General features: G+C 51.8%; 24 protein-coding genes. 2 read left to right on the forward strand and 22 right to left on the reverse strand.

The annotated features are described in order from the left end of the window. Positions 1-59: 59 nt before the first annotated feature. From AMM48_RS20470 to AMM48_RS20520, 12 genes are read right to left on the reverse strand one after another with little or no spacing between them, the layout of a single operon-like run. A complete protein-coding gene (locus AMM48_RS20470) occupies positions 60-3,248 on the reverse strand; it encodes a zincin-like metallopeptidase domain-containing protein (RefSeq protein WP_102785567.1) in 3,189 nt (1,062 codons plus the stop codon). Next, on the reverse strand, positions 3,241-3,480 hold the full coding sequence (locus tag AMM48_RS20475) for a hypothetical protein (protein WP_102785568.1): 240 nt from the start codon (positions 3,478-3,480) through the stop codon (positions 3,241-3,243). Before AMM48_RS20475 ends, AMM48_RS20470 begins: the two co-directional genes overlap by 8 nt. Continuing rightward, on the reverse strand, positions 3,467-5,323 hold the full coding sequence (locus tag AMM48_RS20480) for a type IV secretory system conjugative DNA transfer family protein (protein WP_102785569.1): 1,857 nt from the start codon (positions 5,321-5,323) through the stop codon (positions 3,467-3,469). Before AMM48_RS20480 ends, AMM48_RS20475 begins: the two co-directional genes overlap by 14 nt. Then, a complete protein-coding gene (locus tag AMM48_RS20485; RefSeq protein WP_102785570.1) occupies positions 5,320-6,327 on the reverse strand; it encodes an ATPase, T2SS/T4P/T4SS family in 1,008 nt (335 codons plus the stop codon). Before AMM48_RS20485 ends, AMM48_RS20480 begins: the two co-directional genes overlap by 4 nt. Continuing rightward, entirely contained in the window at positions 6,327-8,636 is a 2,310-nt protein-coding gene (locus tag AMM48_RS20490; RefSeq protein WP_102785571.1) for a hypothetical protein, read from the reverse strand. Before AMM48_RS20490 ends, AMM48_RS20485 begins: the two co-directional genes overlap by 1 nt. Before the next feature lie 4 nt (positions 8,637-8,640). Beyond that, positions 8,641-9,765, reverse strand: coding sequence for a TrbI/VirB10 family protein (locus AMM48_RS20495; RefSeq protein WP_102785572.1), 1,125 nt, complete (start codon positions 9,763-9,765; stop codon positions 8,641-8,643). Beyond that, the gene (locus AMM48_RS20500) at positions 9,762-10,862 is read right to left on the reverse strand and encodes a TrbG/VirB9 family P-type conjugative transfer protein (RefSeq protein WP_102785573.1); all 1,101 of its coding nucleotides are present in this window, start codon (positions 10,860-10,862) and stop codon (positions 9,762-9,764) included. Before AMM48_RS20500 ends, AMM48_RS20495 begins: the two co-directional genes overlap by 4 nt. Further along, the gene (locus tag AMM48_RS20505; protein WP_102785574.1) at positions 10,859-11,650 is read right to left on the reverse strand and encodes a type IV secretion system protein; all 792 of its coding nucleotides are present in this window, start codon (positions 11,648-11,650) and stop codon (positions 10,859-10,861) included. Before AMM48_RS20505 ends, AMM48_RS20500 begins: the two co-directional genes overlap by 4 nt. Beyond that, positions 11,638-11,811, reverse strand: coding sequence for a hypothetical protein (locus AMM48_RS22300; protein WP_165792417.1), 174 nt, complete (start codon positions 11,809-11,811; stop codon positions 11,638-11,640). The genes AMM48_RS20505 and AMM48_RS22300 overlap by 13 nt, the downstream gene beginning before the upstream one ends. Next, entirely contained in the window at positions 11,808-12,200 is a 393-nt protein-coding gene (locus AMM48_RS20510) for a hypothetical protein (protein WP_102785575.1), read from the reverse strand. The genes AMM48_RS22300 and AMM48_RS20510 overlap by 4 nt, the downstream gene beginning before the upstream one ends. Continuing rightward, on the reverse strand, positions 12,197-12,559 hold the full coding sequence (locus AMM48_RS20515; RefSeq protein WP_146030431.1) for a hypothetical protein: 363 nt from the start codon (positions 12,557-12,559) through the stop codon (positions 12,197-12,199). Before AMM48_RS20515 ends, AMM48_RS20510 begins: the two co-directional genes overlap by 4 nt. Positions 12,560-12,578: 19 nt before the next feature. Next, positions 12,579-13,760, reverse strand: a complete 1,182-nt coding sequence (locus AMM48_RS20520) for a hypothetical protein (RefSeq protein WP_102785577.1) — start codon at positions 13,758-13,760, stop codon at positions 12,579-12,581. Here AMM48_RS20520 and AMM48_RS20525 point away from each other — a divergent pair. After that, positions 13,738-14,424, forward strand: a complete 687-nt coding sequence (locus tag AMM48_RS20525; protein ID WP_146030432.1) for a hypothetical protein — start codon at positions 13,738-13,740, stop codon at positions 14,422-14,424. The two genes, AMM48_RS20520 and AMM48_RS20525, sit on opposite strands and share 23 nt — an antisense overlap. Positions 14,425-14,447: 23 nt before the next feature. Here the strand turns inward: AMM48_RS20525 and AMM48_RS20530 are convergent, their stop codons facing one another. The 10 genes from AMM48_RS20530 to AMM48_RS20580 all read right to left on the reverse strand — a co-directional run bounded on the left by AMM48_RS20530 (position 14,448) and on the right by AMM48_RS20580 (position 21,807). After that, entirely contained in the window at positions 14,448-15,395 is a 948-nt protein-coding gene (locus AMM48_RS20530; protein WP_101304779.1) for a hypothetical protein, read from the reverse strand. After that, positions 15,377-17,791: a VirB4 family type IV secretion system protein gene (locus AMM48_RS20535; RefSeq protein ID WP_101304780.1), complete on the reverse strand. Its 2,415-nt coding sequence runs from the start codon at positions 17,789-17,791 to the stop codon at positions 15,377-15,379. Before AMM48_RS20535 ends, AMM48_RS20530 begins: the two co-directional genes overlap by 19 nt. Further along, the gene (locus tag AMM48_RS20540) at positions 17,788-18,030 is read right to left on the reverse strand and encodes a hypothetical protein (RefSeq protein ID WP_133125097.1); all 243 of its coding nucleotides are present in this window, start codon (positions 18,028-18,030) and stop codon (positions 17,788-17,790) included. Before AMM48_RS20540 ends, AMM48_RS20535 begins: the two co-directional genes overlap by 4 nt. 73 nt (positions 18,031-18,103) lie before the next feature. Next, positions 18,104-18,442 (reverse strand): hypothetical protein, encoded by a 339-nt coding sequence (locus AMM48_RS20545; RefSeq protein WP_133125098.1) that lies wholly within the window; start codon positions 18,440-18,442, stop codon positions 18,104-18,106. 36 nt (positions 18,443-18,478) lie between these two features. Continuing rightward, positions 18,479-18,916 (reverse strand): hypothetical protein, encoded by a 438-nt coding sequence (locus AMM48_RS20550; protein ID WP_101304783.1) that lies wholly within the window; start codon positions 18,914-18,916, stop codon positions 18,479-18,481. Then, positions 18,916-19,662, reverse strand: a complete 747-nt coding sequence (locus tag AMM48_RS20555; protein WP_102785579.1) for a conjugal transfer protein TraL — start codon at positions 19,660-19,662, stop codon at positions 18,916-18,918. The genes AMM48_RS20550 and AMM48_RS20555 overlap by 1 nt, the downstream gene beginning before the upstream one ends. Continuing rightward, complete coding sequence (locus AMM48_RS20560; RefSeq protein WP_101304785.1) at positions 19,649-19,882, reverse strand: helix-turn-helix transcriptional regulator; 234 nt, start codon at positions 19,880-19,882, stop codon at positions 19,649-19,651. Before AMM48_RS20560 ends, AMM48_RS20555 begins: the two co-directional genes overlap by 14 nt. Next, positions 19,879-20,526, reverse strand: a complete 648-nt coding sequence (locus tag AMM48_RS20565) for a hypothetical protein (protein ID WP_101304786.1) — start codon at positions 20,524-20,526, stop codon at positions 19,879-19,881. The genes AMM48_RS20560 and AMM48_RS20565 overlap by 4 nt, the downstream gene beginning before the upstream one ends. Before the next feature lie 229 nt (positions 20,527-20,755). Then, complete coding sequence (locus tag AMM48_RS20570; RefSeq protein WP_101304787.1) at positions 20,756-21,127, reverse strand: hypothetical protein; 372 nt, start codon at positions 21,125-21,127, stop codon at positions 20,756-20,758. Between the two features lie 437 nt (positions 21,128-21,564). Next, a complete protein-coding gene (locus AMM48_RS20580; RefSeq protein ID WP_102785581.1) occupies positions 21,565-21,807 on the reverse strand; it encodes a hypothetical protein in 243 nt (80 codons plus the stop codon). Between AMM48_RS20580 and AMM48_RS20585 the strand changes: the two genes are divergently transcribed. After that, a complete protein-coding gene (locus AMM48_RS20585) occupies positions 21,806-22,792 on the forward strand; it encodes a helix-turn-helix domain-containing protein (RefSeq protein WP_102785582.1) in 987 nt (328 codons plus the stop codon). The genes AMM48_RS20580 and AMM48_RS20585 overlap by 2 nt on opposite strands. Positions 22,793-22,991 lie beyond the last annotated feature (199 nt).

Below are 22,991 nucleotides of genomic sequence, written 5' to 3' on the forward strand. Positions count from 1 at the left end.
TTCCTGAGAAGGTTTAAAAGAATAAGTGCTGCCGGTGTAATCTCACCGGCAGCTAAGCGTTAGACCGTCATATGATTTGACTGGTTGAGTTGCTTCTTCGGCGTTGCCTGGATGGATTTCCCCCGGCCGACAGAAACGCCAAGATCCGCAAGCTGTTTTCTCACGTCCTTGCGGAATTCATCAAACCCACGATTTACGTGCAGATCATTGAAATCCGTAAGACCTTGCAGTTTGTCCTCGGGCGAAAGAGGTGGTTTGAGAATACTTGCATCTGAACGACCGGCGGCCTTGTTCGCAGCATTCAAACCTGGATTGAAGCCAACTTTTTCGACCTGCTTATGATCGTCGTCAGCAGCAATCAAATGCTGGCGTTCGGGGTTTTGCTTGTGAAGGGCTTCGGCCACGACCGCAAGGTTGCCGCCGTCCATTGCAACAACAGCCGTAAAGCCGGTTGCGGCATTCAGGCTTTTCGCCGTGGCATAACCTTCAGCAATAATCCACGGCTTGTCTTTTTTGCCCGGGATAACGTGGATTAAACCGGATTTCTTACCGTCCTTCAGATAGCGTTTGGTACCATCTGGTTTGATGGTTTGCACATTTTCAATGAAGCCCTTCTCATTCATCATTGGCATGATCAGACTGCCCTCACGATCAACACGCAAAGTCTCGCCCGATACCTGCTTGCGTTTCAGATAAGGGTGATCGTTGCTGGCTTCGATGGCATTCTGGAATGTCGCATAAGCTCGTTTCGCCGTCTGACGATACTGGAAGCGCAGTTCTTGTTCCTGTTCTGCTTTGCGAGCCGCAGATTGAGCTTTGACTTTTTCAAGCTCTGCCGGATCCATTTTAGCGCCACTGGCCACCCATTTTACCGGCTCGCTGGCGGTTTTGAAATTCATGATCTGGCCAGCAGGAATACCTTCAAGAAATCCGCGATAGCTTCCGCTGGTTTTACCTTTGGCATCACCGTCAACCGATACACGATGCCACTTACCGTCCATCTCGGCCGGTCCATCCAGAATTAAGCCGTTTTCACGACAAGCAGCAGAAAATTCCAGGTGTGGATCGATCTTCTGATCAGATGATGGTTCGACTTTCTTCTGCCATTTGGCAAAAGCTTTCATGTCAGATCCTTCGTGAACGAACCATGCCTTATCGCGGCGGTCCCATTTGGCACCGAGGGCCTTGGCTTCATTCTTCTCGCGGAAGGGTACAGAGAGATAAACGCGTTTTTTTTCTGCATCGGTTGTGTCGGGAGCGTCTTTAATCGATCCGACCATAGCTCTTGCCTCCTGACTTCTCTTTTTTCCCTTCTCATCCCGCGCTGCGAGAACCGTGTTGATAGAGCCTTCAGCAACATCTATTCCCATGTCACCATTTTCCAGTCCGGTGGCCTGCTTACGGATCGCCGTATGTAGTTTTTCCATTTCAGGGGTTAGGTAAGTGTACCGGTGATTGGAACCGTCATTGTACCAGTCATTGCCAATAATAGTGGTCTCTCGTCCACCTGCGACTATCGACAGATTAGACATCCCGAAAGGTCGAGAGCCTTCAAGGCCTCTTACAGCTTCACCCAAAGAATCAAAGTTTTGCACGTCCCCCATTCCGTCCAGTTTATAAATACGGGTGCTGGGTTTTGCTGAATCATAAATAGCTTTCCTCTGCGTGAGATCGTTCTGCTGGTTTTGGATTGATTGATTAATCGGGCCATTTGAAAGACTTATTTCGAGTGGTTCACGCAGGCGATTGAGATGCTCATCTTTGCGCTGTTCGGCGGGTACATGCCATTCCGGTTTCTGGACGTGGGCTTTTGGCCTGGGACCATCCAGATCCCATAAAGCCGAGGCCAACTCGCGATGAAGCGGCGACGCCAATGCTTCACCTTCCATCAATGACAGCGTTTCGTCCCGGTGCGCGATGCCAGTAGCACGGCGTTCCGGCGAAGTTGCATAGTCTGCGACCCAATCAATCTTTTGGAATTGCTCGGCAAGCTGAGCGAATGCGTGATGTTCCTCATCATAGCCAGGCACAATAGAGGCAAAGCTGCCCCAGTTGGCGGCTTCTGCTGTCTGTCCGAGAAAGCGCCTAAGGTTATCGTTGGAAAGGTCGGATGCTTTCAATCCTTCCTTGATCTGATCGGCTGAGAGTTGTTTCTTGTTTTCACGATTTCCGGCAAGTACCAGCGTATCTTGAATATCTATCGCCCACAGGGTCGGGTGTGCGTGTGCATGGTTCTCGAACATATGGTTGACAATTTCTTCACGCTCGACGGTCATTTGGTCATGTTGCGCCATGTTGACCGTCTGGCCGACTACCGACGGCTGATGTTGAGCCATAGCCTGTTGCCGTTCTTTGGCCGGTGTGAGTTCAAGACGTTTTTCCGGTTCCATGATCCACGTTTTGATCACTTCTGCGTCGCGGGCGGCCTGAAACAACACATTGCGATCTTCCTTGATCGCTGTCATCCAACCTTCAATGTAGCTTGCGTGGCGTTCAGGATAGTGGCCAAGCCCCAGTTCAGTTGTCGTCATGAAAGAGGCTATCTCTGCCCGAAGCTCTTCGCGAGCATAGGATTCAGAACCAAAGGGGCCACCTTCGCGTGCAAGCCGCGAATGATGGCCAGTTGAATGGCCGCCTTCATGCAGAGCGGTCGCGTAATATTCATACTGACCTTTGAACAACCCTTTTGGCGGCATATGGATTTCATCCGCCCCAGGTTGATAGAATGCGCGGTCACGCTGATCGTGAAAGATAGGAACATTGAGTTCGGAAAGAACCTGTTCGGCCCGTTCGACAGGGTTGAAATTTGGTTCCTGGCCAATGAATGGTTCCAGCCCATCGATCTGCGAGCCGTTGAAGACGACAGCGTGAAACACCTTGGGACGCTCCAGCCGCACTTCTTGATAGCGTTGCTTGCCCTGGTCGTTGAGGATTGGTGCTCCGCTATTATCTGTCATTGGTCGCCGGTCGGACCACTGCCAGTATTCAATTTGAGTGCCTTTCTCACCCTTTCGCACTTGATAACCATTGGCTTGTGACTGGCGATAGGTCGTCCAACGAGGATCTGCGTAGCCTTGCGCTTCGAGCCATATCTGGTTCATGCCACGATAGGGTTTGCCCGTGGCAGGATTAAATGCTGGAACGCGAACATTGTCGGGTTCCCATGGTTTTTGCCAAGGAGCAGTGCCGGCGGCAATTTGATCGATCAGCGTATCAACGACCTGATCGCGGAAATTTTTCTTAACCATTGCCCAACACCTCCTCGATGGCGGTCGGATCCTCGCCGTCAAAATGGCTGTCCAGTGCCGCATCCATAGACAACGCCTGTTCCTCGAAAGCGCCCATGGCTTCGGCGACATCAGGATCGACAGAAACAGGGCCAATATCACTTGCTGCCGAGACGGCCTGTGTCGCGAGTTTGAGATATTCTGTTTCGTTTAATCGGGCGTTTGCGCCCTTGATAATTTCAGGCTGCTTCATGGGTATTCTCCGTTGCTGAAGGCATGTTGTGGTGAACAGGGGAGTGTTCCATTTCGGGTGGTGGCATCTGAGAGCGACGGTTTAGCTCTTTGTCGAGGAAATAGAGGTTTTGCGTGCCATGGATTGGCGGAATACCCGCAACAAAGATCAATGAATCGCCGGGCTGTGCTTTCTTGCCCTCTGTATCGATGACAGGCAGGCGCATACATTCATCTGCGGTAAGAAGAGGCCGAGATGTTTCTTGAATATTGTCGGAATTTGATCCCGACATCTGACCGGATTTGCCCGATTGAGAACGCCGTTTCTGGACAATCGTGGTGCGGCCACTCATATCTGAAATCAGCTTTGCTGTTTCAAGCTTGTTTGGCGTAAAGGCGATACGCACTTTCGAGTTGGCCATAAGCGATTCATCTTTGCCGTAGCATTTATGAAGCTGCTCGACATTCTGAAAAATCATGTATGCCCGGATGCCGTATCCGGCCATGAACGCGAGCGATTCCTCCAGCACTTCCATTTTCCCGAGGGCTGCCAACTCATCGAGCATTAAAAGAAGTGGATGCTTATAACTTGCGGCCAGACTTTCAGTTTGCCGGCGTAAAAACAGGTTCAGCATAATTCTGATCAAAGGCCGAAGACGGTCTTTGTCCGCAGGGCTGACGACAAGGTAAAGGGCCATCGGACGATCACCGTTCATCAAATCAGATAAGCGGAAGTCGCTTGTTGATGTGTTTCTTGCAATGATTGGATCTGCAAAGACTGTGAGCTGTGTCTTCGCGTTGGAATGGACACCCGAGCGTTCCTGCGGAGCTTTAATAGCCAAACTGTTTGCGCCGCGACGGACCTCTGTGTTGACGTGCTTGAGGCCGTGTTCATATTCAGCCATGGCTTCAAGGATCTTCACGAAGTTGTCCTGGGCGGACATTTGATCATCCCCGTCTTCGGCGGATGCCCCGGGGCGGGCAGCTTCCAATGCATCGGCTGGCGGTTTCACGGTTGAAATGCCTGAAAGGAACGTATTTACATCGTCAAAACAGGCGACGCGGTTCTCTTCTTTCCGGGTTTTGTATAGGACATGGAGCAATACGACAGAGAGCCAGCCATACCCTTCTTGCCGCCAGTAATCGTGCATCCCTTTGCCGTCTGGATCGATGATCATCTGAGCGATGTTTTGGCAGTCGCCAATGTCTCGTTCTGTATCAATGCGGATCTCAGCAAGTGGATTGAAACGTGATGACCCACTGATTGCGGCCGGCTCGAACTTTTCTACCCGAATGCCAAAGAACTTCAGCCAACCGGCCGTTTTCGTGTAGTTCTCACCCTTGATGTCAAGCGTGAGGCTAGAATGAACCCATGTGAGCAATGTCTCAACAATCAGGGATACACCCTTGCCAGTACGAGTAGCAGCCCAAACCAGCACATGTTCTGGCCCTTTGTGGCGAAGCACTTTGATTTTGCCCCGCCAGGTTCTGATCGCACCAACGACAACAGAATCACCCGCTTGGCGCAAAAGACGCGCCTTGCGGATGTCTTTTAGTGTGGCCCAACGTGCGGAGCCGTGTAGTTCATTTCCTTTCCGAGATCCGGCAACAGTATCGTTACGTGCACGGGCAAGAAGAACACCAACTACCACCATCAAAGCTGTACCGGCGATTACCGTGTAAACCGCAGGCATGAGCATTTCATCGGGCAGGCCGGCAGGGTGTGAGATTGCAGCAGCAAGCCATTGCCACCAAGCAGGGTCCCTCGGGTCGAAACCAACAGAAAGATACCACTGACCGATAATGCCAGCGATCATGCCGAGAAAAATGACGACGAGGAAGAAATGACCAATGCGTTGGCTCATGTCGCTCTCCCGTCTTTCAGGATGAAGTTATCGTTAGCCGGTTGCCAGATATCCGTGATGCGACGGAACCCGTCCTGATCACGTTTGATCTGGACAACGAGATCGACCATTTCCGTAAGAAACTCGGGAATGCGGTCCATTTTCATTCCTGCCCACGCGATGTTCTGATCAAACTTGCGGTGTATTGCGTGTTTCGGATTAGTAGAATGGATTGTGAAGCTCACGCCGGTGGCGCCGGCATTGAGCGTTCCGAGAACAGCAAAGGCATTTTTCGTACTGATTTCCCCGAAAGGAACACGATCTGGGGTAATGCGGTTGACGTGATCGAAAAGAACACGCCAATCCACCATGCCAGTGTTACTGCCACTTTCACGCGCAGCTAGTAGCCCATTGCCGTCCCAAAATCGCTCAAGGAACAGCTCGCCCGAATCTTCAAGGCCGACAACGCGAACGTCGTCAGCGACAGAGGAAAGCAGCATGTTGAGCAGGCTTGTCTTTCCGGTGTTGGTCCCACCAGAAATGGCGATGTTCCAACCTTTGACCATCGCCTCAATCAGCAGTTCTTTGATTTCGTTTTCACACTTGATTTTGAGGCGATCCATCGCGTCATCGAGGTAATCACGATCCCCTTTCTTTGTTGCCGGCGTAAAGTCACTCCACGTCGGCGAGAAAGGATGTTTACAGCGTATCGCGAGGCTGAGGCCTGATCGGACAGAAGGCCCGACCAGACATTCAAACCGATGCCCCTCATCAAGTGTTGTAGAAAGGATTGGATTACTGTCAGGGTCGAAATTCAGTCCTCGGTTATTCGAAAGAGCTATGCACAGGCCTTCAATAACAGCCTGTGTTAGCCTTGGGTCTTCGATTAATTTCTTCCCGGTACCGCGACGGTCCACCACGATCCGATGCGGACCATTCAACCGAACCTCGACGGTGGTCGGGTCGTCGTAGTAACGAGCGAGTGGGGCTACGATTTTTTTGTATAGCGGGTTTATGGCGTTCATTAATACCATCCCCAATCCGACATGCACTCCGGTTTGGCCACGTTCATGTTTGGAAATCCGGGTTTCCCGCTCGAATAGACGGGGTACGTTCCGTAAGTGTCATGTTGGTACATTTCATCCGGGTCCGAGCCCAACCCGACAGATGACGCTTGCGCGGTTCGTGTGCATGTTCGCTCTAACGGATCTCCAATGACTTCGCCGTCTTCACGCGTGAGGGTTTTCGTTGCCGTCGTTGATGAAGTGGCGCAATGGTATGGTGCGCGTGTGGTTCCATGTGAACTTGAGAAACCATTGGGATCGCCTGACTGGTGACGAGCTTCATTAAAGGCCCAACTGACAGACGCCATACCGCACTGCGGCGACGGGCCGTACGTTCGGGTGGAGCCGTTGTAGGCCGTTCCATAGTAGGGATTGAAGCTGCCTACATTGAACCGGGTGTTTACGTAGGCCGTCCATTGGACATCTACATTACATTTGTTCCCAAGATCCAATGGAGTTGCTTCACCCACGATGACCTTGTGGGTTGTTTCGTCGGGGCGTTTGTAACTTTCGACTTCATCGCGTTCGTCAAATCGGGTGCAGCCTTCATAATAGGTTTTACCATTTGTCGCTGGGCCGACACCTGTATAAAGGTAAGGGACCTGTGGATCCCCGGGCAGAACTTGCGACGTCAGAACGTTGTATCGCCCTGAGAGTGTTTCGACGCCCTCGATGTAGACAGTGACAAGACGATACGCGAACAGCTTGTCATCGTGACGTTGCCAGCCCGTCAATTCTTGCTGATGGGTATAGATGACTCCGTTATCCTGACATTCCGTGACAGGCTCTTGCTTTCCGTCGAGCAGATAATAGAAGCGTTCACTGCCGATACTCTGTCCGGCCGATATGTTATGGCTCCATTTCCCCGGATCTTGGCAACCCGATGTCGTTGACTGGATGTCTTTAGCCGAAGGATCTGGCGTGCATGGGGTACGATAAATCTCGAAACCATGGACATTGATCATCACACGGCTTTGAAGCGTTACCTTCCCACTTTCGCGGTTGATGATCGGTTCACACACTTGATCGCCATTGGCGGTTTTATAGATTGTGGAGTGATCGTATTCTTCGTCGTTATCCTGACAGGACGTATCCCAATCCTGACCTTCCAGCGTGTAGATGTATTTGGATCGCCCGAACGATTTTCCGGCAAGGAAGTCGTCGCGAATATCGCACCCTTCCGTGGTTCTCTCCATCGGTACAGGCTCAACTTCAATCGACGCTGCGCAGGACGAAACCGGAATTTCCTTGCCGTTATGATTGGTGTAAACCAGCTTGCCTTGCGGTACAGCTTTCAGATTGATGTAATCGAGATAGACCGTGCAGGCATTACGGTCTTCTACAATGTCATAAACTTTTTCGGTGTCCGGCTGACAATCGCCAATTTCTTCCCGATTACCGCCGCCGTCCGTGTAGTAATACATGAACTGGGCGGTAGCTTTCATCGTCTCGACATTTTCGTCGTAGGGACAGACGGCATAGCTCGGACTGATCTTGAACCGCTCCGAGCCATCAGCGCAATCGCTGTACTCGGGCGTTCCGTCCGTCACCGTTTCAACCCGCGTTTGCTGGATCGCCTGCAACTGATCGAGATCCACACGGATATTACATCCGTTCGTGGTGATGTTGGAGCTGATGACGGGGGTTTTCTTCACATCCAGCCCATCCGGGGTCGAATATCCCGATGCATCCGGGTTGGATGATGCGTTTGAGCCGACCTTGCCTTCCGAGGCGCCAACACCTGAGTCGGCAATCTCTTCTTCGCTTTTTTCATCCTCAGGGATGTCTTCTGCGGCCGCGAGCCGTTCCAGGGCGGCCACAAGTTCTGGCTGATCTCCCTCAATCGTAATTGGCGACGACGGATCCAATGCCGTTTGGTCAAGATTGAACTGTGCAACGAAGTTGTCAGAATTCAGCGGTTCGGTGCGGTTGCCCTTACCAACACTTGAAAGCACGAGCTGACCGATTTTCATATCATCGACAGAAACATAACGGGCGTATGCCTTCGCAGTCACACCCTCAGTCAATGTCTTGGAAACGCCCGGAATATTGACAAACCCGAGATCGAGCGCTACTGGGTCGTTCTCTGGCAATTCGGTCGGGGTCTTCGTTCGGGTGATAATATTCACCTTTTCGACAAGGCCATCCATGCCGGCAGTCGGGGCTTGGGATTGTGAGCTGATACTGTCGATCTCTTGTGCGACCTGCGCTGTGGCGGGCAGGGCGAGACATGACGACAGTAGAAGCAATGCAAACCATTTGCGTTTCATGCTGTTACTCCACTTCTTTGATATACCAGTCCGTTGCCGGACGAATTTGCAGGCGTGTGCCTTGGCGAATTGTGATGATCGGCTTGAGATCAAGTGTCCGCTCAAGCATGTCGGCCGTAATTTCCCCAAACTTGTTCGAGAGTTCCTCAGACGCCTTTTCGGCAGCGGCCGTGGCCACTTCTCCATCGGCGTCCTCTGATTTTGTGCTGGCGGCCGCATAGCGCACCGCAGTGGAAATGCCGGTTAACAGGAAGGCGTTGCCGTAGCGCTGCCAGAACCTGTTATCGACTCCGCCCGAAACACCCACCCAGCCTTGCTGGTTGGTTACGTTTGAGCCGAGATTGATGATTTCTGCCCTATGGCCCGCTATCAGAACGCGCTCGCACTCGATGGCCAGTTGTGAACTGCCCATGTCAGCAGGAGGCAGATAGCTGCAAATCATGCGTGACCCTTTGGGCATCAAAACCATGCGGCCGTGATAGCCGAACACATCGCGTGTTGTCTGAAGGATCACCGATCCGGGTTCTTCGCCGCCGACTTGGCTGTTTATCCCGGTTTCAAGCTGAACCGAGATGTATCGATCCTGTGCAATCTTGCGCGAGTTATCGACCGGCAGTGTTGAGGTGCGATGTGGTCCGTCATAGTCTTCTGGTTCTTGGCCAACATCTTTCAAATCAAGCGGGTCAGGACCAATCCTGCGGCCCATTTTCGGAACCGGCACAGTGTTGGTAAATCCATCCCCTTCATCCATCGGCACACGCGGATCGTGATAGGTCGCCAGCGAGAGACTTTGGGTGGATGGTTGCGATCTGGACCACGCGGCTTGCAACGCCAGTCTGTACGGATCAGGCGCAGGAGGTTCTGGAACAGGCTCAACAACCAGCTCTGGTTCAGGTTCCGGTGTTGGTTCTGGCGCCGGTGCAGGTGCCTCGCGTTTAATGATGACAGGTGGAAAACGCGGGGCGGCGGGTTCTGGCGCCGGCGGGGCCGGTGGCGGCGGGGCTGGTAAAGCCCATGCGCTCGCATCATCGGGCGGTAAGGTCGGTGGCACCTTTACCTGTTCCGCATCGACACACAGACCATTGAGTGTGAGGTTCAACACCAGGGCGATATCGCAAATGGCGCTCATGCTCCACCTACGAACTCAATGCACATGTACTTAAAGCCGCTTTTCAGCGTTATGAGCTTTTGAGTGCTTTCGACAATGAATGTCTGCCCCTGAACCCGGGTATTTACCAGTTCGTCGAATTCATCGACCACGACATAGGCGGTCGGTAGTTCGAGATCCTTCCATTTGTCGCCAAAGCGAATGTACGTGAAATAGTCATCGCGAAAGACGGTGACAGGTTCCAGTTCCTTGTCACCGTAAAGCTTATATTGACCCCATCCGCGAAGCGCGTTGGGATCAAACTTGGCTTCTGCTACGTAGTCCTCATCGGGCGTGCCGGGGTTAGTATTGACCAGACCGTCTATTGCGTCCTTACCCTTATCAGAGGCTGGCAGGTCCATATTAGGTACTTTGGACGTATTTTTTTCATACTTATTTTGTACCAAATTTGTATCTGTATGCGCTGAAACCGGCACGGCCATCTCATCATCAATCTGGACGGTGCCATTTATCTTAACGAAAAGATCAGGGATGTTCTGTGAGTTCACACCCTCGGCGCGGAGATAAAACGGATAGACTTGTCCAGATTCTCCACGGACGATCAGAGATGTATCGTATCCAAATCCTTTGGGTTGAACGACGATCCGGTTGTGTTCTCGCTGTTGAATGAGCCAGCCGGCTTTAATCCCACGATCAATGCCAAGAATCCTCTCACCAAGTGGCAACTCGATGAGTGTTGGCATTCTTTCGCGGGTACGGATGCGATAGGTGCAATTTGCACACATGTCCGGTTCGTACACGCCATCCTCTGGCTTGGCGTAGTCCCAGACTTCCTGTATTTGACCGGCTGTAATGGGCCGGACAAGCGGACCGAAATTACCTTCGTTCTGATCTTTTGCCTGTTCTACAACACTGTCAGGAACAGGCATTTGTGGTCGTGGTGCCGTCGTAGCGGGCGGGTTGGTTGTTTGCGCACCTGTAAATGGTGCTTGTTGCCCAGGCATGGGTGGGCGGGCTGTCTGAGCCATCGCATCAAGCGCAGACAGTGCAAGAAATGCGATCAGGCAGAGCCCAAGCATGAGATGGATAAAAATCCTGAGAACCTTGGGTATTTTCATGATGAACCTCGTGCACGCAAAATCATGTCCGTTACGGTGATCCCGTATGGATTGATGTATTTCTGTTCCAATGAAACGGTTTGCTCGCTTGTGACCATGGAGAGGTAAGCGCGGAGCTTCGTCGGTTCCCCGACAGGCTTGCCGTTGCGACGGTCAATTCGGATAAAGTCGATGGCGAACTTGTAATCACCTGTCAGGCTGGCGACTTTGTTAGCGCTTTCGATACGAATTTCGCGGTCCAGACCGCCCGCTATTGCATCGGAAATCTTGCCGCTATCGATCCATTCGTTTCTGAAGTCGATCCATTCTCCACGTTCCGTCATGCGGGAGACTTCGCGCTGTCGTTCTTCCTGCGTTACGCCGTCTATTTCGAGACGGGCCTTCACGTAACGGCGGGCCTTACCCTCCAGTTCGACATCGAAGGCATTTACGTCCTCAATGACCGGCTTGATCTGAAAGCGGATTTCATCTTCGTCGGCCGGAATGATCCAGAACGGCACCTTTTCCTTCAGAGGAACCATTCCAGCAATCACGTTGAACGAGACAACCAGACAGGCCATGAGGCCGATGTTCATGCCAGCAGACAATCTGAGCATCCATGCAGAGCGACGATGTGATGCTTCGTATGCGAACGGGTCCGCAGTAACCGCAGGGGCGTGCCGGCCACGCATCGAACGGCCTGATGTCGTCGCGTCGGCTGGGGCAAGACTGCCATCGACCATTTTCTGATCGAGATGAGCCGCCCTGCGATCCCGTAAGTTTTGAAAAAAGCTGTTTAGCCGACCCATTCAAAGCCTCCGCTATTGAAATCAATCGGATCACAGACGCATGGGCTTTTGCTCATCTCATCAGTGCCGGTACCTTCTTTGGGCAGTTCAACACCATTGTCAGTGACAGCACATCCAGAGAGGAGAACGACAGTAGAGAAAATAATGATGAGATGTTTCACTGGCTTTCTCCCTCAACAGAGGGGCGAGCCGCCTTTGCAATGCCAATTTTCGCAAATGGCTTTGAGGTTTTGCTTGTGAATGGAAACCGGCCGAAGATGAATGTAAACCCGCCAATGCCCATCACCCACCATCCAGTCAGCAGGGTCAAAATTTTGGATGTGCCGGTTTGCAACCGCTCTGGCGAGATTGCCCCTAGTTCCTCGAAAATGGAGATTGCTTCATCCGGGGCAAAGCAGATCACAACTAGCGTTATGATGCCGATGATGCCGCCTACGTAGGTCAGGTAGGATGTGAAAACACTTAAAGCTAATCGCAACAGTCGTGTGATTTCCGGGAGAATGTGGTGACGTAGATAATTGAACAGAAACTTCTTATCCAAATGTTTCATTGGGCACCTGTATCACTGGAATTTTCAGGGGAACGGCTAGGCATCTGGCTTTGACCTTGTGTCAAAAGAGCCAATTGCCTTTGATTGGCGATAAGTTTCATGACCAGCCGTGACACCCCCCAAATGAGGGCCGTCAAGATGATCGACAGGAAAACCAACTGCCTGAGAATTTGCGCCTGATCGGTGACATCCAGAGCGAGGAATGCACGGATAATTAAGATCAGGGTTTCCGGCAGAAACAGAATTCCGAGACAACTTACAGACCAGAAAAGCAACCCTGTGCCCCGGTTAATGACGGAAATCACCGCACCTACCGTGTTCAGGAAAGACGGCTTTTCGCCATGTGTTTTGATGCTCATTGCAAAAAGTCCTTTCATATCAATTGTTCGAAATTCCGCCGCGTTTCAGGCGGTCCACATATTCACCGAAGTTGCTTGCGGACGAACCGCCGCCCATCTTGCCCAAATCATTGAGCGCACTGCCTTTGGCAGAACCGAGAATGTCGGGATTGTTGAAAAGGGTTTCTCTTGCCGCCCCCAGTCCTGACTGGGCAGCGCCCGTTGCTTTGTCTGCAAAGTTGAGAGCTTGCTTCAAACCGGGAGGGCCAAACTTCTTGGCCATATACATGCTGGCACCAACGGCGGAACCAGCCATGGTTGCAGCGGCGGTGTTTGTGAACTGAGATTCTGCTATGGAATTGGCGATGCCTGTGGCTTCGGTTACGAAAACCGTGCCCATGATGCCAAGGATGACGGCGAGGAAGCCCGGGCCAGTGAAGAACGATCCGCCGTCAATTCCCACCATCCTCGTATCTAGTTCCAAGGAGGTAACTGCAAACAAGCAGATCCCGATCGCTAACGTTGCCCCGTACAACACCAGTCCGGCCGCAATCAGTGATTTTAAACCTTTCCAAACCATGCCTTGGCTCCATTGGAAGCCAACACCAAGCATGATGAAGGGTGATAGACCGGCAAGGACAGCAACCCGGAATATCGTGACCATGACCTGACTGAAATAAACAACGATCAACAGGAACCAGGGGATGATGATCAGGACGCCGGTTAAAGGGCCTGTCAGGTTGCCGACAGAGAACGATTTCCAGAGTTCAAAACCGACATCTAGCACCTTCATAAATCCGCGTTCAGATGCAAACACAAGAAGGGTCACGCCGCTGTAATGATCTGTACCGTCGGCAGTCCAGTCAGCGCCTGAGACATTCCCGGCAGCGATCAGAACGGCACTCGCAGCAGCCGTCATTGTCCCGATTGCCATCTTGTAGATAATCATCACAAGGCCGGTCCCATCTGCGATCAAACCGCCTGCGACAATGACAAAGAATGTTTCGCGGCAAAGGCTTGCAAGATCGGCACGACCGAGTATCATCTTAATACCCTGAACCATCAGCCAAAGGCCGACGACGGCTATGAAAATCTTCAACATCCCACTGGAAAGAACGACCGTAAGTGCCTCGACAAACTCGCGGGCATTCTTCTCATATACCTGGACGACGTCACACGTCGCACAGAAGGGCGCGTCTATGGTTGGTGTATTAAGTGCCATTGTGATTTCCTTGATAATTTGCACACCCGCGCAAGCACGTTATGCCCCTAAGAAAGTCGATTTCTTTGACTTGGACCGAGCTGTTGGATTTTGGTCTGAACTGAAAACACGGGATGATTTGGAGAAGGCATACGCGCAGTGCGATAGCAGCGAAGCCTACAATCACTGGGATGCCCGCTGGCTGAACGACGGGTCTACAAAGATTGAAGACCTCCAACTGGAGGACGAAGCGGACAGGCAGTTGGTCGAATATTGCCACGACTTGAACCGCACCTACGATTACTGGGCCCGCTGGTACGACAGCATTGAAAAGATGATGACCACGACCACGGCGCTCAATCCGAATGGACCGATTGCCGAGCCTTGGAATGAATGGAAGGTTCTGTGTGAGAGGTACGATTACTGGTATGAAAAGTACCGGGATCGTGGATACAACGACGACCACAAGAATATCTTCACGGGTGAATGCAACGACCTTCCTGACTGGCGACTGCCAGACCAGGTAAAGAAGTACGATACTCTTCTTGCCAATAGCGTTATTCGCAGTGGAAAGAATAACGAACAAAGCCGCATGGTCGTATCGAACTATCTTGCCAAACATGGCGATACACTGAGCAAAGCTGACCGCAAGGCTCTCGAAGAGATCATCAAACAGTTTCAGTGACGGGTGACACGCTGGATGGACGATCATTCATCGTCTCCAGCGCTATCATCTTCACTACCATCAGAGACTTCAATTCCATCAAGAGCTTCATCAAGCGTGGCTTCAGGTGGCATCAGCTTCATGAGTGTAGCCGCTTGAATACGAATAAGCTGCGCACGCTGCTGCTGTGACTGCACCGCCTGCCTATCCTGATGCAGCATGACCTTGATCAAGACAGCCACAAGCTTCTTCAGGGTATCGGCCGCATCTGCTTCCGCCTCGATCTCATCGGCAGTTAACTGATTGGCTTCCACCTGATCAATGATCTGGTCGGATTGCGAGAACCCCGTATTGATCGCGTCCTTTACAATAACGTTCTGACGTTGAAGGACTTGTTTTCTTGCTAGGTCGCGGGCTATGCGATGAGCACGCTCCGCTGCTGGGGATCCATCGGGGTTTTTCCAGTCGCCTGCATTGTCGCCGCCCCAACTGCCGCCTTCTGGGTAAGACCAGTCTTCGGGAGCCGTTCCGTCTTCAAACTTCCAGCTATCGGGATCATTCGGATCGAACCAAAGCATTTCCTGATAGAAACGACGACGTGAACAGATGCTTTCCCAGTCCAACTCGTCCAGATTGAGGCCCGGCATTAATCCCGATAGATCTGGTAAAAGACAGCGGGCATCCTTGTTAATGGCTTGAGCCAAACGCGCCATATTGACGATTGGCATGGTGATGTTCCCAAGCTTGCCGATTGTATCGACCTGGTCCTGAACAGCTTTGCTCACTTTGCCCAGGATCTCAGTCTGCTTCATCAATTGATCAAGCTGTTTTTGAAGGCTGTTGAACTGCTCAATCAGCTTGGTAAAAGAGGTTGCATCAAATACAGGATAGGTTGCGGTAGCCGTGGTGGGCAGCAGGACCAGAACCCCGATCACAAGCGCACCAATATGCCGCCTGAATTTTCCTGATGGTTTCAAAGATGTTTTGACCATGCGTCCCCCCATTTCTCTTTGAGTTCAGCAAGTTCATGGTTCGCGCCCGGGCCGCTCTTATAGAACCGCGCAGCTTTGCCAAGCGGGGTCAGGTCAACATCAAGAATGACACTTTCCTCGTATCCGCTGACTTCATCGCGTTTAATGATCAGAACACGACGATCATTTTTCTTGCGGCTGCGTGTGCGCCCTCGAATGAACTGGATCTGTTCTTCATTCAGATTGAAAGGCTTGAGACTTTCTTCTGTAACCTTGGAGTTCGGGAAGAAAATGAATGTGGCCGTGTTTTCAATGATGGCCTCATAGCCTTCCGACTTGGTAAGTGCTGCCGGATCTTGAAACACCATACCGACCACACCGCCGAGCTTTCGGTACTCGCGGTACATCACACTACTGAGATCACGAAATCCGGGGTTTTGCCGAAGCCGTGCAGCTTCCTCAAGAGTGATGACAAAACCACTTCTACCTTCCCGGGCTTCCTTGGCCATTTCATTCGCAGAATGAAAGATTGCCTCAGAAATATGGGCGACAATCGGAGCTCCGAGTGAGGGGTCTTTCAATGCTTCATTCATGTTGATACCAACCATGTGTGATTGGTTCAGCAACCCGGAAAGACTGTCGTGGGGGGCATTGAAGATATGGCTTCTCAGCCCCTTGTTACCCTTGTCGTCAACAACCCATTGGGCAAATGCATCACGCAGATTTGAACGACGCGCAAAAGAATAAGGATAAAGAGCGTTCAGGGTCCGATCTGGCGGATCAAGCTGAAACGCCAGATCAACTGCATGATCAAGTTGCTTGATGTCGTCGCTGTCCAGAGCCACTCCGGCAAGGGACTTGAGAATAAACCGAATACGCTCGCGGTTTTCAGGCTTGTCTTCACCGACATCGAGAGCATTCAAGGCAAGATCATTATACCCTTGATAGGAACCGCCCATAGCTTCCACCATGAAGCGTGACCCTTCCTGAGAGTCAAACAGGTATGACCGCACATTCGGGAACTTCGCCAAACCACCCAGCAGGTGCATCATGAGTGTTGATTTGCCACTACCGGCTGGAGCAAACACAAGGAAGTTTGCAAGCGACAATGGCTTGTTCACAACGTGGAACTGGAATGAGTAACTTTGACCGGAAGGTGTTGCGAACCAGCGAATTGGCTCAGGGCCAAGCGGGCTTTCTGCCATTCCATTTGGCGAGTGAGGGAACGCCCAAATCGATGCAATGTTCTGGTCGCGAAGATCGAGACTGGCCATCATGCGCCCACCGGGGGGGAGCAAGCCGCCCTTGATTGGTTTTGGTAGCCTGTTAAACCAACATGCGGGGGCACCGGCCGTCTGGATCGAGTAGCCTATTCTGCGGTCACCAAGTATGGCACATATTTCACGTACCAGGTTTTCAAGAGCCTCGGCATTTTCTGCACGCGGAATGATGCAGAACTGCGTGGCAAACAGGGAAGTGTTGTTTTCCTTCAGCAGCGCCAAGGTTGCTGATGTTTCTTTTGCCGCAGCAGGATTCCCGAACCATCTTCCAGTTTCCGACTGGAGGCGACGGGAAAAGAACATAGTCGCTTGGTCACGGCCCCAAGGTTCACAGACCTGACTGATTTCAATGTCGCCTTCCAGCGCCATGATTTCACTCGCGAAGTGAGCGGTCAGGACTTCCGGCCAATACGTAACCGTGATGACCTTCTGGACACGTTGCTGAGGGACATGGGTTGTGATCGTTCCGCTAACTTTGTCGAAGGCAAGGTCTGATGCTGGAAGGCTGCCTGAGATGTTCCTGCTTGAAGCAGGCAAATCCCGACGATAGTCACCACTTACCAGTCCGTTAAGAAAGCCGGTTAACGGACACGAAACATCGTCTGTCTCCGGCGTTTGGAGTACCACAGGACGATAGGCCGACATCATGGACTGGATTTTGTCTTCAGCATCGGCAAGCGACTGCATGTCCGTGCCTGTCAGCATCAGGTACCAGTCAATGAAATAACTGGATTTGAAGCGATTTGCTTCAGCTTCCCCGATTTCAGACAGCACGTCATTTGGCCATGTCGCATGGCTATCAATCCGATGTCTTCGCTTTACACCAAACAGCCTGTTGGAAAGGCCGGCCTTTGCCAGATCCTTCAGTAAGTCTGATCGACCCAACAGCATCGTGTGTTGTTCCGTATCGACCCTTGCATCGTAGCTGGTCCCTTCAATGTGCCAGATACGGAAAAGCGATCCGTCTTTATTGCGGCCTGTTACCGCATCGTTGTGATCAATGCAGTCAAGTTCAAGTTCGTCTTGCAGCCAGTCACGCTGCAAATCACCAAGCATGAACCTTCGGCTTGCTGGAATAACAAGACCTGCCCCCATAAGGGATACAAAACCGGTTGCTGCCACTTCTGACCAAATCATTTACTGCATCCCCCCGTGGAAAGAATGCTGATTGATCCCCGTCGCTTGCCCCAGTAACGCGGCGCAAGAAGAAGCTGTTTGTCAAAGAACGGATCTGCACGGAATTTCCCGAGCAATGTGAGCCAGCACCCGACAATCCCGATGACGCCACACGGGATGGCGAGTGCAATCGATTTTGCCAGCAGAGGTACGACGAGCATGACTGCCCCACCGATCAAGGCGAGAACAAGTAGTCTCATTGGCAGGCCCGCCAACGTCATTTGGTGCTGTACGTGAACTTGAACGATACTTGCCGCCTTCATCGGAAACCTCTTACTGCTCGATGAAGGACAAAAGTCCAGATGCAATCGCTGGACCGGCAAGGGCGACAATGCCACCGATGACCATGATTAATGCGCGTTCCGGTTCCAATCGTCCTTTCAGTGCCCCCCAAGCGCCCCATCCCATCAAACCAAGGCCGAGGAATACTGCGACAATTGCACCGACACCTTCGGCCACAAGGTTGAGCCCATCGACGATGAAGCTGTACCACTTGGTATCTCCACCAGTGTCCCCACCGATATCAATACCTTGTGCCAAGGCAGGTTCCATAAGCACGATGGTTACAACTGAAGCGATCAGCGAGACCGCAAGAAGTGTTTTGGTTTTCATTTTATCCTCATCGTTCATTCGAGTTTTGTGCATTTGCTATCGGACGAGCGTGAACAGGACGCCAATCGTGAAGAAGGCGGCGAGAAGGTTCACTGCTGTCAGGATTGCTTGATAAAAGAGGAGTTTCTTGAAGTTAGACGTTGCTCTGTCGGCTTGCCTTGCCGCTTCGTTCATCGCCTCAATGCGTTCTCGAACGACGTCCCCAATCGCCTCTTCCTTGAAGGTCTGGATTGATTGATTGACGTCCTTGGTAAAGCCATCAGCGATAGCTTGAACGGCATTGGCTAAGTTCAGCCTGTTGCGTTCATTCAGTTGCTCATGTTGATCAAGGCCAACACGCAACATCGTGAAGACAAGCATGACTGGATCATCTGGATTGACGGTTGTGCCGTGTTGTTGCCACAGATAGGTTCTCAGATCTTCGAACGTATCGATGTTGACTGGCAGCGGCGGGCTTTCATCAAGAGCAGACATCAGAGCATCGCCTCTTCCATGACCCCGTACAGAGCCGTCCAGGTGGTCTTGAGACGTTGCTTCGCCATGATTTTGAACTGATCAGAGGCAACCGCCTCATCAAAAGTCAGATGCGATTGCGTCATCTGGGCGATGTCGTGCCCATAGGTCGATTGACGGACTGCCGGCAGATGAACAAGGCTGTAAAACCTGACTTTGTTCTTCTTGTAGAGTGCTGATTGTTCAAAGCCCTCGGGCTCAGAACCGGGCCGGGCCCTTAGGATGCGTCCGTAGACATACTCATTAAGCCAGACGACAACAGGGATATCAGGAAGGTGAACAAGAACCTCGGCAAGCCCGCGCATGGTGTCTTCAAGCGCTTGGCCACCAACAATGACGCAATGCAGGCGTACATCATGACCGGCATCTCGCAGCATGGTCAGCACTTGCGATTCAAGCAGGTACGAGAGCAAAGGCAGAAATGTGCTCGAGCCATTGTCGATATTGGCAACGGCATTTTCGGGAAGGGCCACTAGATCTTCGATCAAATCATCGAAGAATCTCGGGTTGATTTCATCCTCACGCTCGCCAAGTTGGATGGACTTGACGGGAAAAGCTTTATAGCCCGCAAAGGTCTGGTTCACGGGGTCCGTATCGAACCCTTGAACCTTAAGCCCGCGTTTGAGGTAATACTGCATCAAGAGGCTGTTGATGAAAGATTTTCCAACACCGCCTTTGCCCTGAAGGGTGATATTAATCAACGCCATCGGCGATAACTCCGTCTGAAATGATGATTTTGATGCCAAGATGATTGGCGAGCTTGAAGACCTTCGCAGCCTCTAGATCACCGCCGCCAGTTTCGAAGGTGCGATATGTTCTTTCTGAAACACCTATGATTTCCGCAGCTTTTGGCTGTGAAATTCCAAGTGACTTTCGCTGTTCGTGGATGCGGCGATGAAAGGTGACGTAGTCAGATTGCCAGCTCATTCGGATGCCTCCGGTTGAACCGGCGGGATCATGCGTTCGTAAGGCGACGGGCTAAGCTCTGGGTATGCTGGGAACGTGATCTGAGGTGATGTTTCAGCAAAAGATTCTTCGCTCAACCAATGACCAAGCAGAACACCAAGGAAACTGCCAAGTACGCAGGCGAAAAATCTCACAAGAGATGGCGTCCAAGCATTACCTGATGGTGGTAAATCAAGTGCGTTATCTTCTGATCTGGACTGATCAAGATTTTCTGGCGCCCAAGGTTGCTCGATCTTGCTCGGGGACAGATCCGCTAAATGAACATTCGCTTGAGCTAGTTCATCAAGAAGCTGAAACAGGACCCCATGAGCCCAGCCATCACTTATTCGTTCGCCGACAATCTTGTCCCATTCGTCAGGGCACAGGGAATAATTTAGTGATACATGCAGATAGGCCAATGACCGTGCCAGGGCGTCGCGCTGTTCGTCATTGAGGTCGAAAGATCCACCACCAATTACGAATTGAAGCCCGATATCCCTTGCACTTTCGGAAAGTCTGTAAAGTGTTCTTTTGGTAATGTTGAATTCATGAAGCTGCGATATGGCCGTGATCAATGCAGGGTCAAGAATATCAACGGCTATCGGGTTCGAAATCGGAGGATTCATTCTATCCCTCCGTATGGCCGATTGAGGCCTTCGGAGTACGGTTGATCCTGAAATACGCACTTCATAGTCATCCCCTGCTTCATTCTGTCCTGCCCCTTAAAGCCCGACCCGATTTCTCGGGTACGGGCCAGGTTGTTGGGGCGTTGCATTCACCAGACCACGCCCAAAGCGTGGCGGTGCTTGTTTTCAAGGCATGGCGGGTCGTTGCCGCAGGACGTAACCATTCTGGTCATTGCTCGGTCTTAACGGGTTGTGGCTCTTCATCGTCGTCCCACAACTGGGTGGAGACAGACGAAAGACGGCCGTCGATGTTCTGGATTTTCACAGGGGGGCGTGGATCAGCACGAACAGCCACGGAACCTTTATGGTTTCGTGGCTTAATCGGCGTGGGAACTGGAAGGGTGTTTTGAGCGGGATGAGAATTGGATGGCAGAAGAAAGTCGAACCAATAGTAGAAAGACCGTTGCGACATGGTCACGTGACCTGACGCACGGAGTTCCCGATAGATCCGGTTTTTGGATTTACCCGTCAGATGCTCATTACGAATTTCATCGCGCAAAGCAATGAATTCGATCTTGGCTTGTCCCCAAACAGAAACCACAGTACCCCCATCATGACGTGACCACGCATCACGCGGCCATTAACGACTTGACAAGGAAGAGCGGTTTAGGGTTGCATCGTCATAGCGAGGTACAATTTTTTTTGGGAAAATATCCCAAACTCGCAAGCAGTAAAAACTTTTGGGCGACAGCCCCCGCAACCAAATAAAAAAGGCTCGCCCTCGTGGCGGGCTTTTTTTGTTTGATCACGTGAAGCGCCTTTGAACCTCTGATCTTCCTGCGTTCTGAGCCAACTTGATGGTTTTGAAGGAACCGTGCACCCAGTGGGTGCGCGTAAGTCTTGAGAAAGGACGTCAAGAAAACGTGCCAGTGGCACGTTTTTAGTCTGAAGGTCGAGCACGGCCGATAGGCCGCGCGCAGACTGCGGAGGTTCCCCGCGGCAAGCTCCACAGCCCTATTCCGTTGCTTGCCGCCCATCCTACTGATCCGCAACAACCTCATCGACAACACCAGACCTCACCAAATCCTCCGTACTCGGAAACCAGATGCCCGACGAGGGGGCGAGGAAAACCTGCGCAAGAAAATCCTCTGATATCCCCTGTTGGCGATAGAACTTGATTTCTTTTTCCTGTTCGCTTTTGAGGTCGTACTGCGGAAACGGGGTTTGGAGTTCAAGCTTGTACTGATGAAAGCCAAGCTGAGTCGTGCCGATACCACACATGACATCTTCATATTCCCAAGCGCATACCGGCGCGGTTGCTGAACAATCAGCACCGGTCGGAACGTCTGCCGTTGCCCGCTGGTACTGGGTGCAGACCAAGATCCTTCATCATCGTGATTTATCAACAGCCGAGATCTGCGTTGCCGTCGTTCTGGCGTCCCACGTCAATGATCGCACGCAGGCTTGCTTTCCAAAGATCGAGACGATTGCACATGAGACAAGTTTGTCTGATCGCAAGGTGCGTCAGGCGCTTAAGCGTTTGGCCGAACTTGGATTGGTGGAAAAGCTGGCCCGAGCTGTTGGCAGGCTTCGCAATCGTAACGCCTATCAGCTGATCGGTCTTGGTTCTAAACCGGCACCTGGTTCCATCATACCAGCATCAGATTCCGCTGTTAAACCGGCACGTGGTGCCGATTCCAATAAGAAGAACACGGATGAAAGAGAACAGACGAATGTCGTATCTGGCGCTGGCGCAACCGTTCTTCCTGCCGTCGATGATCAATGTTTGATTTTAGCGAGGGAGTGGCAGCGACTGTGTTCCGAGCCCTGGACGCTGGCGAATGCGTGTTTGCGGGTAAATGAGGCGATTGATCGCGTTGGTTTTGATGGCGTTAGGTCGGAGCTGGATGGATTGCGACAGAAGGGAAAAAGACCTTCGCGTCTGATGCTGCTTGATGCTCTTGACGATCTGCAGACCAACGAACCATCAGGGCACGAAAGTTCTCAATGGCAGCAAGTTTGTGATGAAAACGCACCAGAATCTTGGCGTGAGATCTGCCGGGTAATTTCTAAAAGGAAGGTTTCTGGATGCCGAAATCCGGGCGCTTGGCTGTCCAAGATTAAGGCCTCATTGATAGGAGATACGTTGCTACTGTCAGCGAACAATCGTTGCGTTCGCGATACGGCTCGGTATCATTTGCTTACAGAAATACGTGAGCACGCGGGGCAACGTGGCCTTGTGGTGAAAGGGCTAACGTATGATTAAGTTACCTCATCTGGCGTTGTAATTGTGGAGGCGTTTGTGTAACCAACTCCCCTTATTTTAAGCGCCGTGGACGCATGATTAATAGCCAAAATCTATCTTCTACCCGCAGCTCGGTGCCGTCATTTCTTTCGGCACTCTGAAGCGAATTAAGAACGTCTTTGTCGCCAGCAATCGCTTGTGCCACTTCCAAGCCAGTCTT

It is taken from the genome of Thalassospira sp. GB04J01, assembly GCF_000751115.1.
Lineage (GTDB): Bacteria > Pseudomonadota > Alphaproteobacteria > Rhodospirillales > Thalassospiraceae > Thalassospira > Thalassospira lucentensis.

Coding starts and splice junctions, on each gene's coding strand:
- AMM48_RS20475 (WP_102785568.1), bottom strand. CDS start 3,480: ATGAAGCAGCCTGAAATTATCAAGGGCGCAAACGCCCGATTAAACGAA.
- AMM48_RS20505 (WP_102785574.1), bottom strand. CDS start 11,650: ATGGGTCGGCTAAACAGCTTTTTTCAAAACTTACGGGATCGCAGGGCG.
- AMM48_RS20535 (WP_101304780.1), bottom strand. CDS start 17,791: ATGATTTGGTCAGAAGTGGCAGCAACCGGTTTTGTATCCCTTATGGGG.
- AMM48_RS20520 (WP_102785577.1), bottom strand. CDS start 13,760: ATGGCACTTAATACACCAACCATAGACGCGCCCTTCTGTGCGACGTGT.
- AMM48_RS20530 (WP_101304779.1), bottom strand. CDS start 15,395: ATGGTCAAAACATCTTTGAAACCATCAGGAAAATTCAGGCGGCATATT.
- AMM48_RS20555 (WP_102785579.1), bottom strand. CDS start 19,662: ATGGCGTTGATTAATATCACCCTTCAGGGCAAAGGCGGTGTTGGAAAA.
- AMM48_RS20545 (WP_133125098.1), bottom strand. CDS start 18,442: ATGAAAACCAAAACACTTCTTGCGGTCTCGCTGATCGCTTCAGTTGTA.
- AMM48_RS20490 (WP_102785571.1), bottom strand. CDS start 8,636: ATGAAACGCAAATGGTTTGCATTGCTTCTACTGTCGTCATGTCTCGCC.
- AMM48_RS20560 (WP_101304785.1), bottom strand. CDS start 19,882: ATGAGCTGGCAATCTGACTACGTCACCTTTCATCGCCGCATCCACGAA.
- AMM48_RS20485 (WP_102785570.1), bottom strand. CDS start 6,327: ATGAACGCCATAAACCCGCTATACAAAAAAATCGTAGCCCCACTCGCT.
- AMM48_RS20470 (WP_102785567.1), bottom strand. CDS start 3,248: ATGGTTAAGAAAAATTTCCGCGATCAGGTCGTTGATACGCTGATCGAT.
- AMM48_RS20510 (WP_102785575.1), bottom strand. CDS start 12,200: ATGAAACATTTGGATAAGAAGTTTCTGTTCAATTATCTACGTCACCAC.
- AMM48_RS20480 (WP_102785569.1), bottom strand. CDS start 5,323: ATGAGCCAACGCATTGGTCATTTCTTCCTCGTCGTCATTTTTCTCGGC.
- AMM48_RS20515 (WP_146030431.1), bottom strand. CDS start 12,559: ATGAGCATCAAAACACATGGCGAAAAGCCGTCTTTCCTGAACACGGTA.
- AMM48_RS20580 (WP_102785581.1), bottom strand. CDS start 21,807: ATGTGTGGTATCGGCACGACTCAGCTTGGCTTTCATCAGTACAAGCTT.
- AMM48_RS20495 (WP_102785572.1), bottom strand. CDS start 9,765: ATGAGCGCCATTTGCGATATCGCCCTGGTGTTGAACCTCACACTCAAT.
- AMM48_RS20585 (WP_102785582.1), top strand. CDS start 21,806: ATGACATCTTCATATTCCCAAGCGCATACCGGCGCGGTTGCTGAACAA.
- AMM48_RS20565 (WP_101304786.1), bottom strand. CDS start 20,526: ATGAATCCTCCGATTTCGAACCCGATAGCCGTTGATATTCTTGACCCT.
- AMM48_RS20550 (WP_101304783.1), bottom strand. CDS start 18,916: ATGTCTGCTCTTGATGAAAGCCCGCCGCTGCCAGTCAACATCGATACG.
- AMM48_RS20540 (WP_133125097.1), bottom strand. CDS start 18,030: ATGAGACTACTTGTTCTCGCCTTGATCGGTGGGGCAGTCATGCTCGTC.
- AMM48_RS20500 (WP_102785573.1), bottom strand. CDS start 10,862: ATGAAAATACCCAAGGTTCTCAGGATTTTTATCCATCTCATGCTTGGG.
- AMM48_RS20525 (WP_146030432.1), top strand. CDS start 13,738: ATGGTTGGTGTATTAAGTGCCATTGTGATTTCCTTGATAATTTGCACA.